Raw genomic sequence first — 14,137 nt, forward strand, 5'->3', positions numbered from 1 at the left:
AGTGAACCGGTGATGTGTGCCGGGCCCATGCATGGCAGCGCTCCGGGCGGCCATTGAAAGGAATGCTCATGGCAAAGAAAAAGGGCTCTCCTGACGTAAATGTGGGTGGTGTCATTTCTGGTATGGGAGCCGGGTGGTGACCGGTCCGCAGGCGAGCATGATCAGTGCCAGCGTGGCCTCCGGTGAATGGAACCCGTAGGAGCGTCTGGTCATGGTTCTGATCTTGTTGTTCAGGCCCTCATGCTTGCCATTGCTGATTCCTCGCGTCACCGCCTGGTAAATGCCTTCCATATGTCCGCGCAAGGTCGCTGCGGCCTTCCTGAACGGAGCCAGGGCGCTGGTGGTCGCGGCGTCGCACCAGGCGCTGATCATGCCCATGACGTCTTGGGTTTCAAGGTCCCCGGCGAAGACCTCCCGCAAGGACTCCTTGAGCAGGTATGCCTCCCAAAGTTCCCCTCCGTCCTGCTCCATTTGCTTCAGGGTCGCGCCCTGCTTTTCGGTGAGGTCCCCGGGATTTTTCAGCAGGGCCCAGCGGTTGCCCTTGTATTTTTTGGCGAAGGCCTTATCCGGTAGTTCACGGGCCTTTTGCCAGAAGGCACGACGGACGGCTTCCAGGGCGTTGGTGGCCAGCTGGACGCAGTGGAACGGATCGATGCAGATGGCGGCCTGCGGCGCATTCTTCTTCACGGATTTGATGAATGCCGCTCCCATGTCCATGCTGACCGCCTTGATGTCTTGGGTGTTTTCGGGGCCGATTTCCGTGAAGAACTGATCCAGGGTGGCGGCGTTCTTCCCGGCTGCTCCCCAAAGGATGGTGGAGGTTTCGTGGTCCGAAACCAGGGTGAGGTAGTTGTGGTGCTTTTTCCAGGAGATCTCGTCCACGCCCAGGTGCACCAGATTCTCAAAGCGTGTGTCGTCGAGTTGTTCCTCCACGACGCGTTCACAGATGGCTCCGACGGTGCGCCAGGCGATCCTGGTGAAGGCGGAAACGCTGGTCTTGTCCGCCCGGGTGACCAGCCAGGCGACGAGGTCCTCGAAGTCTCGGGTGAACCTCGCATTGGAGCGGGCGAAAGGCACGGCCTGGACCACGACTCCGTGTTCGGGGCAACGCAGCCGCCGGCGCAGCATTTTCAGGACCAGGGGGCTGCCGCCCAGATCCAGGTGCCTCCACCTGGATTCGGCCCACCGGGTGTCGTATCCGACCGTGGTGGCAAAGGGGCAGTGCGGGCAGGAGAGCTTCTTCCGGGCGGTGAGTTTCACCGTGGCGATGACCGCGCCATGACCATCGAATTCGACGTTGGTGATACTGGTGCCGCTGAATTTGAGGGCGCGATTGAGTAGAGTGGTAGCTCGCATGGGTAACTCCGGTTAAGTCTGATAGTTGAGGAACTTACAAACTTACCGGGTTGCCCATGCTTTCTCGTTTACCACGTTTTCCCTGACCCACATTTACGTCAGGAGAGCCAGAAAAAGACAATGGTTATTGGTACTTCCGCTGCAGCCCTGGCGCTTCTCGCCGGTCCGGGCTTTGCAGGAGTTGCCTCTGCTGCCGATTCGTCCGGTACCGCCTCGGACGCGACAAAGAGCATCACCCGTTCGGCGCCATCGGAACACGGCTGGCACGGCAACCACGAGGGACACCAGAAAGGTGAAATGGCCTCCGGTTTGGCTAGGAAGCTGGGAGTTGACGCATCAAAGGTCAGCGACGCACTGAAGACGTTCAGGGCGGCCAACAAGCCGACCGAACGCACTAAGGGCACCGAGCGGCCTGATCGTTCCCAGCTGAACGAGGAGTTGGCCAAGTCCTTGGCCGGGTCGCTGGGAATCGACGAATCAAAGGTCACTGCAGCCTTGAATGACCTCCGTTCCACGGCCTAGGACGAACATGCCGCCGGGATGAAGTCCAAGCTGGAAGCGGCCGTTGCCAACGGGACGCTGACACAGGCCGAAGCCGACGCCGTCACCAAGGCCATCGACAAGGGAGTGATCGGCGGGCGCTAGCCCGCAAGGTCGCCTTGGCACAGCAAGGAGGTGGCCCCCACGGATAATCCGTGGGGGCCACCTCCTTGTGAACCTGAGTCCGATGCCGTTACATGACGTCGGCTGACAGGTCCGCGTCCTTGCCTTCCTTCATGCTGCGCATGGCCACCGCGGCGACCAGGAACGCAGCCGCCCAGACCGCGCCGGCGATCCACAGCGAGCCCCCGCCCAGGAGCACCAGGCCGGCAACGATCATCGGGGTGAACCCGGCACCCAGCGTCGAAGAGAGCTGATAGACCAGCGAAGCGCCGGTGTAGCGGATGCGGGTCGGGAACAATTCGGCGGTGAAGGCGCCGAACGGGCCGAAGATGACACCTTGAATCAGGCCGTTGGCGGCAAAGAGTGCGATGGCGAAGGCCCAGAGCATGCCCAGCTGCAGCATGAACATGATCGGCAGTGCCAGCACGGCTCCGGCAATGATGCCGACCATCATGACCGGGCGGCGTCCGATGCGGTCCGAGTAGCGGGCCGCGACCCACACGGCAACCACGGTCAGGGCGGCGCCGCAGGCCTTGATGTTCAGTACTGCGGTGCGGTCCATTCCGGCCGAGTCCACCACATAGGAGATCGCCCAGACCGTCATGATGCCCTGCACTGTGTAGGAACTCATGCCCACGAGCGTGCCCATGATGACCGATTTCGGGTACTTGGTCAGGACCTGCATCAGCGGGATCTTGCGTTCCTCGGCCTTGTCTTCAAGGGCCAGGAACAGCGGCGACTCGGCGACCTTCAGCCGGATGACCAGGCCGATGGCGACCAGCAGGATGCTGGCGAGGAACGGGATGCGCCAGCCCCAGGCCAGGAACTGGTCGTTGGGCAGCGTGGAGACGGCCGAGACGGCAAGGGTTGCCAGCACTGCGCCGGCCGGACCGCCCATGTTGGCGAAGCTTGCAGCGAAACCGCGGCGTTCCTTCGGTGCATGTTCGAGGGCCATGAGCATGGCGCCTCCCCATTCCCCGCCAACGGCCAGCCCCTGGACGATGCGCAGGAAGATCAACGCGATCGGGGCAATCATGCCCACCTGCGCGGTCGGAGGAAGCAGCCCGATGATCGTCGAGGCCACGCCCATCATCACCATGGAGGTAATCAGCACGCCCTTGCGGCCCAGTTTGTCGCCGAAGTGACCGAAGACGATGCCGCCCAGCGGCCGGGCGAGGTAGCCCACTGCGAGGGTGGCGAAGGAGGCGAAGAGTGCGACGGAGGGGTTCAGGTTAATGAAGAAGACCTTGTTGAAAACCAGCGAGGCCGCCGTTGCGTAGAGGATGAAATCGTAGAATTCGATCGCGCTGCCGATAAAGGAGGAGGCGAGGATTCGCCGCATTTGCGGGGAATTCAGCGAAGGGACTTCGAGTGATGCTGCCGGGGGGACCTGAGTCGTGGTGCTGTGCTTCATCGGGTGGCTGCCATTTCGGAGGGTACGTGCGCGAAGGAGATGGTTTCAAGGTCATCCGGCACCAGGAAGGTTCCGGAGAAGCCGTCGGCGTGGGAGAGCCAGACGGAAAGCGGGGTGGTGCCCGGCACCAGGTGGTGCAGGGCCAGCGTGCGGACGCCGGCGCGTTCGGCCAGTTCGATGGCCTGGGCCGGAGAGGTGTGGGAGACGCGGTGGTGGTCCATGGAGGCGCGTGCCGCCTCGGTGCCGATCGACCCGTAGGAGCGCTCGACCCAGTCGAAGTCGATGGCCTCATGCAGCAGCAAATCGGTGCCTGCTGCCAGGGTCACCAGGTTTTCACAGGGGGCGGTGTCCCCTGAGATCGTTACCGATCCTTCTGCCGTGTCGAAGCGGAACGCGAAGGCCGGTGCTATGGGTGGGTGTTTGACCAGTGTTGCCGTCACGGTGACCAGGTCGTCGCTGTAGATTTCGAACGGGATGAAATCTTCCGGGGTGGGATTCTGGTTCGGGTGGTAGCCGGTCCCCTCCGGGATCACGATGTCAGTGGCGATGAAATGCTCCAGCGGTGAAGGACGCAGCGCATCGATGACCCGGTCGTTCAGGTCGGTGGCGTAGGCCTGCATCAGGTGGCTGAACATGTCGGCTGTTCCCGGTGTGGGGTTGGCGGGGTAGAGCGGCTGCGGTGCCACCGCGGCACGCGGTGACGCCGGCGGCAGGGCGCCGCGGTTGCCCGGGCCGACGATGTGGATCGGCGCTTGGCCGGGGGAGAGGTTGAACATCCCGAAGATGGCCAGCGAGGCAAGATCGATCGTGTGATCCGAGTGCAAGTGGGTGAGGAAGATCCCGCGCAGGTCGGCGACGGTGAATCCGGCCTTCATCAGCTGGTTGCCGACGCCGGTCCCGGCATCCACTAGGTAGACGGCCGAGCCGACCACCACGGCTGTGGCAATGCCTGAGCGCTTTCCGGCGTTTTCGCCGGTCCACCAGCGAGGCCCGCCCGCAGTGCCGAGGGTCACGACGTGTGGTTTCAGGGATGTGCTTTGCACGGGATTCTTCTCCTTCGAGGGCCGGGATGTCTAACGGAGGCCCATAACCAGAATGGTGTCCCAGCGCACATATGTAAAACTGTATTTATCTGACATTTACATCGGTTAAACCTATGAATGCCGACCACCCTCGGAATATGCCACCATCGAGGGGAGCACTCACCGATTTACCGAGGAGACCCCCCGAACATGAGCATCCCGCCTGGAAGCCTGCCGCTGGATTCACTGCCCCGACTGCTGCTGGACGTCGAGGCCATCGAGGCTAATATCGCCCTGAAGGAACGCTGGGCCGCCGAGCACGGCATGGTCCTTGCCCCGCACATCAAGACCACGATGACCCGGCAGATTGTGCAACGGCAGCTTCCCGGAGCATGGGGAGCCACCGTTGCCACAGCCAAGCAGGCCGCACTCGCCGCCCAGTTCGGCGCCCGGAAGATCCTGATCGCCAACGAGGTGATCTTCGCGCCCGACCTCATGGTGCTGCGAGGCCTGCAGGAAGCCGACCCGGGACTGCTGATCCACCTGCTCGTCGACTCGGCTGCCGGTATCGCCGCCGCGACCGGGGCCTTTGCCGGGAGCCCGATGCCGCTGCGCGTGCTCATCGACGTCGGAGTCGCCGGCGGGCGCACCGGCATCAGGGACGCGGCCCAGGCCGGCCCGCTCGCGGAGGCGGTCATCGCGGCACCGTGCCTGCTCTTCGCCGGGGTCAGCGCCTATGAGGGGGTGGCGCCCAACTCGCGGGACGCAGGCAACCTCGCGGCCATCGACGCGCATTGCGCCAATGCGCTGGGCATCTTCGAGATGCTGAGGTCGAGCGTCGAAATCGAGAAGCCCATCTTTTCGATCGGCGGTTCGGCCTTCCAGGACCGTGCAGCGCTCTTCCTGCCCGGCGGCACCGTGGAAAACGTGCTTCGCTCGGGTTGCTACGTCGTCCATGACCACGGGACCTATGCAAATATCAGCCCGGTGAAGGGCCTGACGGCAGCGGCCCGGGTCCGCGCCCAAGTCATTTCCGCTCCGGAGGAAGGCCGCGTGATGATCAACGCCGGCAAGCGGGAGCTCGCCTACGATGCCGGGCTGCCGGTGCTGCTCGTCGCCTACCGAGCTGGGGCACCGATCGCAGGAGCAGCCGGAACGGCGACCCGGCTCTTCGACCACCATCTGATCCTCGAGGAATGTGCCGGGCTGGTCGTGGGGGACCTAGTGGATCTGGGCATTTCCCATCCGTGCTCGGTGTTCGACCGTTGGCGCGACGCGGTTGCCGTCAGCGCCCAGGGTGCCGAAACCTGGCACCCGGAGTTCTGAGGACAGCTTCCGGAATCTCAGGTGCGGGCCGGCATGCTCAGCCGAGACCGTCAACGAAATGGGTGACCGCCGCATCGAGCTGTTCGAAGCGGTCTTCCCGCAGCGCGGAGATGGCTGTTCCGCCGTCCAGCAGCGGGTTGGTGCCCAAAATCCACGCACGGGCAAGGTCAGCGTCCTCTACGGCGCACAGACGCAGCCATTGCACCAAGGCGTTGCGCAAACGTTCGGCCGCTGCCGCGCCCGGTTCTGCTCCGTAGGGTCTGGTCCACTGTCCGGGGAGGGCGCGATCGCCCGTGCCGGTCAATGCGCCGACGAGTGCCGGGCCGAGCACCGTCATGACACCCCGGGCAACTGAGCTGATATCCATCAGGGCAACGTGTTCACGGATTCCGTCCGTGCTGGGGCTGTTCATTGCACCAGACTACCGATCCACGTGGCTGGCGAGGGTCTTCGCCGGCGGGTTTCTGCTCACCCGGCGAAGATGTGCGGTTCGTGATTGCAGGTACAAATGAAATACGGTAGCTCGTAACCGCGCAGTACCGTTCCGAAGGAGCTCCCATGAGTGTTTACGCAGTCACCAACCCCGCTACCGGCATCGTTGAAGCCACCTATCCCACTGCTAGCGACGCCGATGTCGCAGCGGCACTGGAGATGGCAGGCACCGCCTTCGCCGGCTGGAACACCTCGGCGATCGCCGAGCGGGCGGCGCTGCTGACCCGAGTTGCCGACCTGTATGAGGAGCGCCGCGACGAACTGGCGGGGATCATCACCCGCGAAATGGGCAAGCCGATCTTCCAATCCGGCAAGGAAATCGACATCACCGTCTCGATCTACCGCTACTACGCGGCAAACGGTGAGAAGTTCCTGGCTGACGAGGAACTTGAAGTAGCCGCCGGCGGCACCGCGTTGATCCGCAAGGAGGGCGTCGGAGTGCTGTTGGGCATCATGCCGTGGAACTTCCCGTACTACCAGGTGGCTCGCTTCGCGGCGCCGAACCTGATGAACGGCAACACGATCCTGCTCAAGCACGCCCCGCAGTGCCCGGAGTCGGCCCTGGCCATGGAGGCCATCTTTGCCGAGGCAGGTGCCCCCGCCGGAGCCTACGTGAACATCTTCGCCAGCAACGAACAGGTCGCCGACATCATTGCCGACACCCGCGTGCAGGGCGTCTCGCTGACCGGCTCCGAGCGTGCCGGATCGGCCGTCGCCGAAATCGCCGGCCGCAACCTGAAGAAGGTGGTGCTGGAACTCGGCGGCTCGGACCCGTTCCTGGTGCTGGATAACGCCAACGTTGCCCGTGCCGCCAAGCAGGCCATGTTCGGCCGCTTCGGCAACACCGGCCAGGCCTGCAATGCGGCCAAGCGCATCATCGTCGACGAGCTGGTCTACGACGAGTTCGTCGAATCCTTCACCGGTGCCGTAGCCGGGATCAAAGTCGGGAATCCGGCCGAGGAAGACACCTTCCTTGGCCCGCTGTCTTCTGCCGCTGCCCGTGAGGGACTCGCTGCCCAGGTACAGGACGCCATCGACAAGGGCGCCACGGTGCTGGCCGGCGGTGCAGCGCTTCAGGGCGACGGCGCGTTCTACGCCCCGACGGTACTCGCCGATGTCACGCCGGACATGCGTGCCTACAGCGAAGAGCTCTTCGGCCCGGTCGCCGTGCTCTACAAGGTTGCCGGCGATGACGAGGCGGTGGAGCTTGCCAACAGCTCCGCATACGGGCTCGGCGCCTCGATCCAGACTACCGACATGGAGCGCGCCCACGCTATGGCCCGGAAGTTGGAGGTCGGCATGGTCTCGATCAACCAGACCAGCGGCAGCGCCGCAGAGCTTCCGTTCGGCGGAGTCAAGCGTTCGGGTGTCGGTCGCGAACTGGGCAAGTACGGCATGGAGGAGTTCGTGAACCGCAAGCTGGTCACCTTCCGCGGCTAGGCGCCAACCGTGGGGGCGCGGGATGCGGATTCGTTGCGCATCCCGCGCCCCCTTTTTGCGTGTTTCGATGGCCGGCTCACAGCACGGACCAAGCATTGGTTTTAGTCGTCATGCTTGAGCTGTCGACCCGAGCTGGGAGTGCTCGCCGAGGCACGCCGGAATTAATCCTGGTCGGTGTAGCCGTGACGGAAAAATCAGGACCCGATCCCCAGTGCGTTGCGAAAAAGAACAGCACCACCCCGGTCGGCAGAATTTGCGGGGCGGTGCCGTCTTGCGACGCCGGTGCAGGCTAGGGGTGGACGGCCGGATCCTGCCAGGCCGGTCGGGTCAGGGCCAGTGCCGCCAGGGCTGCCGCGGCCCGGGGCAGGACCGCTTCATCGAAGTCGGCCCGAGGCGAGTGGTTGGTCTCGGTGGAGTCGCCAATTTTGGCTCCCAGAAGCAGGTACGCGCCGGGGACCTCGTTCAGGACGTGGGAGAAATCCTCGGATCCGGTCAACGGGTGTTCCAGTTCCTGGAAGGCTTCCGCCCCGAAAAGTGAGGTGATGGTGTCTTGAGCGAAGCGGTGTTCGACGTCATTGTTCACGGTTACCGGGTAGTCCGGGGCCAGGCTGTAGCTGGCGTGCAGGCCGTGTGCCGAGGCGATGCCTTCGACCAGGCGGACCACGTCCTTGATCAGTTTTTCCTTGTTCGCCGGGGAGAAGAGCCGCAGGCTGATGTCCATGGTGGCGGTGTCGGGAATGACGTTGCCGGCGGTGCCCGATTCGAGCCGGCCGACGGTGGCGACCACCGGGTCAAAGACGTTGTAGCCCCGGGTGACCAGGCTCTGCAGGGCTACGATGATTTCCGCTGCCACCGGGACGGGGTCCTTGGCCAGGTGGGGGATGGAGCCGTGGCCTCCGGCGCCGTGGACCGTGACGAAGATTTCCTCGCAGCCGGCCATCAGGGTCCCGGGCCGGGAGAGGAAGACCCCATTGTCGTGGAGCATGGAAAAGACGTGCAGGCCGTAAGCCTGATCCACGGTGCGTCCGGCGGCTTGGAGTACGCCGTCTTCGACCATGTAGCGGGCTCCGTGATAGGCCTCTTCGCCCGGCTGGAACATGAAGATGACATCGGCGGTGAGTTGATCGCGTCGTGCGTGGAGCAGTCGTGCGGCGCCGTAGAGTCCGGCGACATGAAGGTCGTGTCCGCAGGCATGCATGGCGCCGTCAATTTCGGAGCTGAAGTCCAGGCCGGTTTCCTCGGTGACCGGCAGGGCGTCCATGTCGCCGCGCAGCAGGACGACCGGACGTTCGCCCTGGTACGGGGCGGCACCGCGCAGAACAGCGGTGACCGAGCTCTGCCGGGTGCCGGTGCTGATTTCCAGTCCCTCGAGTTTGTTCAGTCGCGTGATGATCGAGGCTTGGGTCAGGGGCAGGTCCAGGCCGATTTCCGGGTGGCGGTGGATTTCGCGCCGGAGGTCACGAAGTTCGGGATCCAGGGCCTGGGCATCGTGGACGAGTGAGGCAAAGACGGATGGATCATGGGCTGGGGACGTGGGGTTCCCGAGGTGGTTTGTGGTGCTGGAATCGTTGATTGATGCATCGTGGGTCATGGGGTGGGCTCCGATCGGGTGGGTGGGGCAGGTGTGGTTGCGAGGTTTGCTGTGGTGTTTCAGGCGTCTGGTGCGGACCGGCGGTGGCTGGACGGGGTGTTGCAGTGGGCCAAGGCGAGGAGCCCGCTTTCCAGATCCCCGTGCTCCAGTGCGCTGACGATGGCTGAGTGGTCGTCCGCGACGTGTCGGATGTGGTCGGGGGAGGGCCGATGGGTGAGGGTAATGCGGCGTTGGATGGGGTGGGCCCAGACGCCGGAAAGGACTTCGAGGAGATATTCGTTGGGGCACGGTGCCATGAGCAGTTGATGGAATTGCAGTGATGCTTCATAGAATTCCTCACCGTTTTCAGGGGAGACCTGCAGTGTTTCGGTGGCTAGGATGCGTAGTTGATGTAGCTGCAGGGCGGTGTGCTTTCCAAAAACCATCCGGAAGGCTGGTTCCTCCAATGCCGCGCGTACGGTGTAGACGTCGGTGACGGCATCGCGGGAAACATCGCTGACGAAGCAGCCCTTGCCGGAGATCAGTTGAGCCAGTCCGTCGGCGGTGAGTTGAGTCAGGACGTCGCGAATAGGGGTCCGGGAAACATCGAAGCGGGCGGCCAGCTGCTTTTGGATCAGGGGCGTCCCGGGTGCGATGCGGCCGGTGACGATGTCATCACTGAGGATGCGGTGCACCCGGGTGGCCAGGGGCTCCACCATGATTTCGTTCATTGCGCTTCCTTCCCGGCCTGGTGCGAGCCGTGACGTGTACGGAGGGTATTAGGTGGATTCCCGTTGCGGGAACCCACCTTCAAGGTGACCGGTTTCAGCAGAAAATTTGGTGATTGACATCACAAGAATAAAGTGAATACAGTGTATACACACTCGAGGGTGGTTAGGAAACGTCTACCGAACCACATCAAAGTGCGCGGTTCCCATGAAGCGAAACGCCACGGTTTCATCCAAGGAATCACGGCGATGTTGACCTTATGGTCGAATTTTCGAAGCAGCAAGACGTACTCCCATATTGAATGAGTAAATTTATCGAAGGGCATTTCATGCATTCCATCAAGCGTCCGATGGCGGTCTTTTCCGTCGTCCTGGCCACAGCCTTCGCTCTTACTGCCTGCACCAACGCCTCGTCCCAGAACGGGGCAGCCGAACAGAACCCGAGTGGAACCGCGGTCCAGGAGGTGGCCGTCAACGAGGCCGCACGAGCCCTGCTGCCGGCCGATATCCGGGACAAGGGCATTTTGACCATTGCCTCCGATCCCTCCTACGCACCCTTCGAATACTTTGATACCGACGGCAAGACCATGATCGGCTTCGATGTCGACCTGACCGATCATCTGGCCGCTTCATTGGGCCTGAAGCCGGAGCACCAGGCAGCGACCTTCGATACCATCCTGCCGGGCTTGTCATCGGGTAAGTTCGACGTGGGCATGTCCTCCTTTGGCATCAGGCCCGAACGTATGAAGATCGTGGACTTTGTCCCCTATCTCCAAGGAGGTACGGCACTGGGCGTAGCCAAGGGCAACCCGCTGGATCTGCATTTGGAGGACAACAGCATGTGCGGACACACCATTGCCGCGCAGAACGGCTCGATCCAGGCGCTGATCCAGGGCCCCGAATTCTCCAAGGCCTGCACCGACGCCGGGAAGAAGCCGATCGATTTCAAGACCTTCCCGAGCCAGTCCGATGCCAACTTGGCTCTGACCTCCGGCCGGGTCGAGGCCATGCTCTCCACGGGCACGACGATGGCCTACCAGGGCCAGCAGGCCGGGGGTAAATTCGAGGTGGCCAGTGGACCGGATTACCAGCCGGCCGGTGTGGGCATGGCAGTAAAGAAGGGCAGCCAGCTGACCGAGGCGCTGCGCCTGGCCATGCGGGACCTGATCGAGGATCCTGCCTACGCCAAGTTGTATGCGGATTGGAAGATCCCTACCAACAACATGATCACCACTGCCGACTTCGATCGTTATCTCAAATAGGGTCCCGACCCCGACGGTAGCCCCCTCGGAGCCCCGGGTGCTCACACTGCGCCGCAGGGTGATGCTCCTGTTCGGGTGATCCATCACCCGAAAACAACGCTGGCTCGGCCGGTCGCCCCCGAAGGGCGCGACCGGCCGAGCCAGCGTTGTTGAAGCCTCGATCCCGCCGGGAACCGAAGCCGATGGTCCAAACCAAAGTGCCAGCTGACCTTTTAGCCCCAGAAGCCGAGGGCAAACTCCGCGATGACGACGGCGAGCAGGAACGACGCGGTGATCGCGACCAGGCCGACGGGGATGATCTTCCAGCCGATCTTACGCAGCAGCGGAATGTCCTTGCCCAGTGACAAACCGGCCAGGGTGAGCATGACGGTGGCGATGGACAAGAAATCCACGGAGGAGACCAGTGCGGTCAGCGACTTCCCGGCGAAGAACCACGGGCTCGATACGTAGGCTCCGATGGTTGTGATCCAGATGATCGCCGATATCTTCCGGGTGACCTTGCCCAGGAACAGGCCCAGCAGAACCAAGGCCATGAGGAGCGCGTAGCCTCCCACGACCTCCCATTTGAAGCCCTTGGCAGCCACGAATGCGGTGGCCAGGCCCAGGACGGAGAGAACACTCAGGGATACCCACAGCGGCAGATGCACCGGGGCGGAGGACTCGACGACCTTCTCGCGGAAGGCCTTGTTTTCCTCGGCCAGCCTCGCTGCCTCGGTTTCGGCTGCTGCGATCTCGGCGGCGCTCGACGTCGAGGCGGCAACACGTGCCGATTCGACTTCGCGGGCCGTCTGGCGGCGCGTAAGCACCTTGTAGAACTTGTCGGCCAGCGGCAGCGCAATGTAGATGCCGACATATACGCCCAGGATCGTGGTGATCAGGTTGGAGACGGCGGCGATGCCCAGGATGGCTTCCTCCTGGCCCGGGTAGGCGTCGATGATGCTGGCCGCGGAGGCAGCCATCATCGAACCGGAGCCGACGCCGGCACCCATGGCCAGGGCCAGCGGGTCGAAGATCCTCCAGTTGGCCACCAGCGAGGTCAGCAGCGTGATGAACACTGCACCGAAGAGGGTGCCGAACACGTACATGGCGAGCACGCCGCGGTACTGGTCCGAATCCGGGCCGTACTTCTCCGAGACCATGGCGAACGACGGTTCGCGGTCAAGCGAGAACGTGGCGCCAACGGTGGCCTTGCCCATACGCAGCAACACTGCCAGCGGCAGTGCCAGCGCGACGGTGCCCAGCAGGTGCCCCACCTCCTGGAGCAGCAGGGCAGGGCCGGCCTTCACCAGGACGGGCAGCGAAGGGCCGATGTTGAAGGCCAGTCGCGCCACCAACAGCATGACGGCCACGCCAACCAGCGCCGAAGCGACCTTCTGCAGGTCGATGCCCAACGGCTTGAACTTCTGGATGGAGACGATCAGACCCAGGATCAGGCCCCAGACCATCGGGAAAATAACGATCATGCCGATGCCGATGTCCAGCTTGAGCGAGCCGACAAGCTGGACGGCCACCGCGATGACCAGCGCCAATGCGGCAATCGGCAGGGCGGGTTTGAACGAAGACGGGGAGGTCTTCGTGGACTGAGCGCTCATACGAGAGCCTTTCTGTAGTGCGTGTGTGAGTGCGTGCGCCGGGGAGCGGAGGTGCTAGCCGCGCCGGTAGGCGGCGGCCATGAAACGCGCGCGTTCGGCCGGGGACGTTGCAGCGTCCCGAATGGTCCGGGCCAAAGCGGTGCCGGCCTCGAGCATGACCTTGTAGGCATCCGGGGTATCGGCAAGGGCTGCGAAGTCGTGGGAGTGGATCGGGACATTGGCGCCGGGGATCGAGAGCCAGGGATGGAGCGAAGGGATGACCTGAGAAATATTGCCCATGTCGGTGGACCCGCCGCCCATCTTCGCGGCCGGGGAGGTGTCCCGGCCAAACGAGTCCATGGCGGCTGTCCAGTAGGAAGCCAGGGAATCATCTTGCAGCAGCGGCTCGTAGAGCGGTTCCGTGGATTCGAACTCCAAGCTGGTGCCGGTGGATAGCGCCGAACCTTCGAAGCAACGCTTGACCCGTACGAGCAACGACTCGTATTCGGGAAGCGTGAAGGCGCGGCATTCGAACTCGACCACGGCCTTTTCAGCAATGATGTTGGTGACCTGGCCAGCCTCGGCGATGTAGGACGCGACCCGGTGGTCATCCGGGATCTGCTGGCGCAGCAGCCCGATGGCCACTTGGGAGAGCGTGGCCGCATCCGCGGCATTGATGCCCTGGTGCGGCGCGGCAGCGGCGTGGGCGGCCTTGCCGGTGAAGGTGGCACGGTAGCGGCCCACGGCCTGAGCGGTGGTACCGGTGGGATTGTAGGTGATGCCGTCCTGGACCGGATGGACCATGATGGCCAATCCGACGCCATCGAATGCGCCGGCCTCCAGCATGATCGCCTTGCCTCCACCGTGTTCCTCGGCCGGGGTGCCGATTGCCTTGAGCGTGATGCCCAACCGGTCGACATGCGGGGCAAGGGCCAGCGCTGCGGCCACCGAAGCGCCGGCGATGAGGTTGTGTCCGCAGGCATGCCCGATGCCCGGAAGCGCATCGTATTCCACGCACAGGGCCACGGTCAGGTCTCCGGAGCCCACACTGGCGCTGAACGCCGTCGCGAGGCCGGAGGTTCCGGTCTCCACCTCGAAGCCGCCGCGTTCAAGGAGCGCAACGATGGCCTTGGCCGATTCGACTTCCTCGAAGGACAACTCGGGGTGGGCGTGCAGCGAGCGTGCGAGCCCGAGAACCGGCTCGCTCCATTCGTCGATTCCAGCGGCGAGTGCCGCGTAGTCCTCGCCGGCGCGCTCGTCGTTGTTCAAAGTGTCGTTGTTCACGGGTGGCTC

Annotated in this window: 12 protein-coding genes; 4 read left to right on the top strand and 8 right to left on the bottom strand. The window is 63.6% G+C overall.

What is annotated here, in order from left to right; all coding sequences use genetic code 11:
• Positions 1 to 111 precede the first annotated feature (111 nt).
• Complete coding sequence (locus E9229_RS08515) at positions 112 to 1,356, bottom strand: ISL3 family transposase (protein WP_183510471.1); 1,245 nt, start codon at positions 1,354 to 1,356, stop codon at positions 112 to 114.
• Positions 1,357 to 1,476: 120 nt separating this feature from the next.
• Between E9229_RS08515 and E9229_RS08520 the strand changes: the two genes are divergently transcribed.
• Positions 1,477 to 1,878, top strand: coding sequence for a hypothetical protein (locus tag E9229_RS08520; protein ID WP_312855639.1), 402 nt, complete (start codon positions 1,477 to 1,479; stop codon positions 1,876 to 1,878).
• A gap of 211 nt (positions 1,879 to 2,089) precedes the next feature.
• On the opposite strand, the gene E9229_RS08525 is transcribed toward E9229_RS08520, so the two are convergent.
• Together E9229_RS08525 and E9229_RS08530 are read right to left on the bottom strand one after the other, a co-directional pair.
• Positions 2,090 to 3,433, bottom strand: coding sequence for an MFS transporter (locus tag E9229_RS08525; RefSeq protein ID WP_183510789.1), 1,344 nt, complete (start codon positions 3,431 to 3,433; stop codon positions 2,090 to 2,092).
• Positions 3,430 to 4,476, bottom strand: a complete 1,047-nt coding sequence (locus tag E9229_RS08530) for an MBL fold metallo-hydrolase (RefSeq protein ID WP_183510791.1) — start codon at positions 4,474 to 4,476, stop codon at positions 3,430 to 3,432. Before E9229_RS08530 ends, E9229_RS08525 begins: the two co-directional genes overlap by 4 nt.
• A 189-nt stretch (positions 4,477 to 4,665) precedes the next feature.
• Here E9229_RS08530 and E9229_RS08535 point away from each other — a divergent pair, with 189 nt between their 5' ends.
• Entirely contained in the window at positions 4,666 to 5,781 is a 1,116-nt protein-coding gene (locus tag E9229_RS08535) for an alanine racemase (protein ID WP_183510792.1), read from the top strand.
• A 37-nt stretch (positions 5,782 to 5,818) separates the two neighbouring features.
• Here the strand turns inward: E9229_RS08535 and E9229_RS08540 are convergent, their stop codons facing one another.
• Positions 5,819 to 6,193: a hypothetical protein gene (locus E9229_RS08540; RefSeq protein ID WP_183510793.1), complete on the bottom strand. Its 375-nt coding sequence runs from the start codon at positions 6,191 to 6,193 to the stop codon at positions 5,819 to 5,821.
• Positions 6,194 to 6,339: 146 nt separating this feature from the next.
• Between E9229_RS08540 and E9229_RS08545 the strand changes: the two genes are divergently transcribed.
• Positions 6,340 to 7,713 carry an NAD-dependent succinate-semialdehyde dehydrogenase gene (locus E9229_RS08545; protein ID WP_183510794.1) on the top strand — a complete coding sequence of 458 codons (1,374 nt, stop codon included), beginning with the start codon at positions 6,340 to 6,342 and terminating at the stop codon, positions 7,711 to 7,713.
• A gap of 289 nt (positions 7,714 to 8,002) precedes the next feature.
• On the opposite strand, the gene E9229_RS08550 is transcribed toward E9229_RS08545, so the two are convergent.
• Entirely contained in the window at positions 8,003 to 9,304 is a 1,302-nt protein-coding gene (locus tag E9229_RS08550; protein ID WP_183510795.1) for a M20 metallopeptidase family protein, read from the bottom strand.
• A gap of 59 nt (positions 9,305 to 9,363) precedes the next feature.
• On the bottom strand, positions 9,364 to 10,014 hold the full coding sequence (locus tag E9229_RS08555; protein WP_183510796.1) for a GntR family transcriptional regulator: 651 nt from the start codon (positions 10,012 to 10,014) through the stop codon (positions 9,364 to 9,366).
• 326 nt (positions 10,015 to 10,340) lie between these two features.
• On the opposite strand from E9229_RS08555, the gene E9229_RS08560 reads away from it, so the two are divergent.
• Complete coding sequence (locus tag E9229_RS08560) at positions 10,341 to 11,273, top strand: ABC transporter substrate-binding protein (protein WP_183510797.1); 933 nt, start codon at positions 10,341 to 10,343, stop codon at positions 11,271 to 11,273.
• Positions 11,274 to 11,485: 212 nt separating this feature from the next.
• On the opposite strand, the gene E9229_RS08565 is transcribed toward E9229_RS08560, so the two are convergent.
• Positions 11,486 to 12,865, bottom strand: a complete 1,380-nt coding sequence (locus E9229_RS08565; protein WP_183510798.1) for a DUF3100 domain-containing protein — start codon at positions 12,863 to 12,865, stop codon at positions 11,486 to 11,488.
• Positions 12,866 to 12,919: 54 nt separating this feature from the next.
• Positions 12,920 to 14,128, bottom strand: a complete 1,209-nt coding sequence (locus E9229_RS08570; RefSeq protein ID WP_312855640.1) for an amidohydrolase — start codon at positions 14,126 to 14,128, stop codon at positions 12,920 to 12,922.
• Positions 14,129 to 14,137 lie beyond the last annotated feature (9 nt).

Source organism: Paeniglutamicibacter cryotolerans (assembly GCF_014190875.1).
Classification (GTDB): domain Bacteria; phylum Actinomycetota; class Actinomycetes; order Actinomycetales; family Micrococcaceae; genus Paeniglutamicibacter; species Paeniglutamicibacter cryotolerans.

Bases quoted from the DNA above. Each gene is read 5' to 3' on its own strand.
- E9229_RS08525 (WP_183510789.1), bottom strand. From the start codon at position 3,433: ATGAAGCACAGCACCACGACTCAGGTCCCCCCGGCAGCATCACTCGAA.
- E9229_RS08540 (WP_183510793.1), bottom strand. From the start codon at position 6,193: ATGAACAGCCCCAGCACGGACGGAATCCGTGAACACGTTGCCCTGATG.
- E9229_RS08535 (WP_183510792.1), top strand. From the start codon at position 4,666: ATGAGCATCCCGCCTGGAAGCCTGCCGCTGGATTCACTGCCCCGACTG.
- E9229_RS08545 (WP_183510794.1), top strand. From the start codon at position 6,340: ATGAGTGTTTACGCAGTCACCAACCCCGCTACCGGCATCGTTGAAGCC.
- E9229_RS08565 (WP_183510798.1), bottom strand. From the start codon at position 12,865: ATGAGCGCTCAGTCCACGAAGACCTCCCCGTCTTCGTTCAAACCCGCC.
- E9229_RS08520 (WP_312855639.1), top strand. From the start codon at position 1,477: ATGGTTATTGGTACTTCCGCTGCAGCCCTGGCGCTTCTCGCCGGTCCG.
- E9229_RS08555 (WP_183510796.1), bottom strand. From the start codon at position 10,014: ATGAACGAAATCATGGTGGAGCCCCTGGCCACCCGGGTGCACCGCATC.
- E9229_RS08550 (WP_183510795.1), bottom strand. From the start codon at position 9,304: ATGACCCACGATGCATCAATCAACGATTCCAGCACCACAAACCACCTC.
- E9229_RS08515 (WP_183510471.1), bottom strand. From the start codon at position 1,356: ATGCGAGCTACCACTCTACTCAATCGCGCCCTCAAATTCAGCGGCACC.
- E9229_RS08560 (WP_183510797.1), top strand. From the start codon at position 10,341: ATGCATTCCATCAAGCGTCCGATGGCGGTCTTTTCCGTCGTCCTGGCC.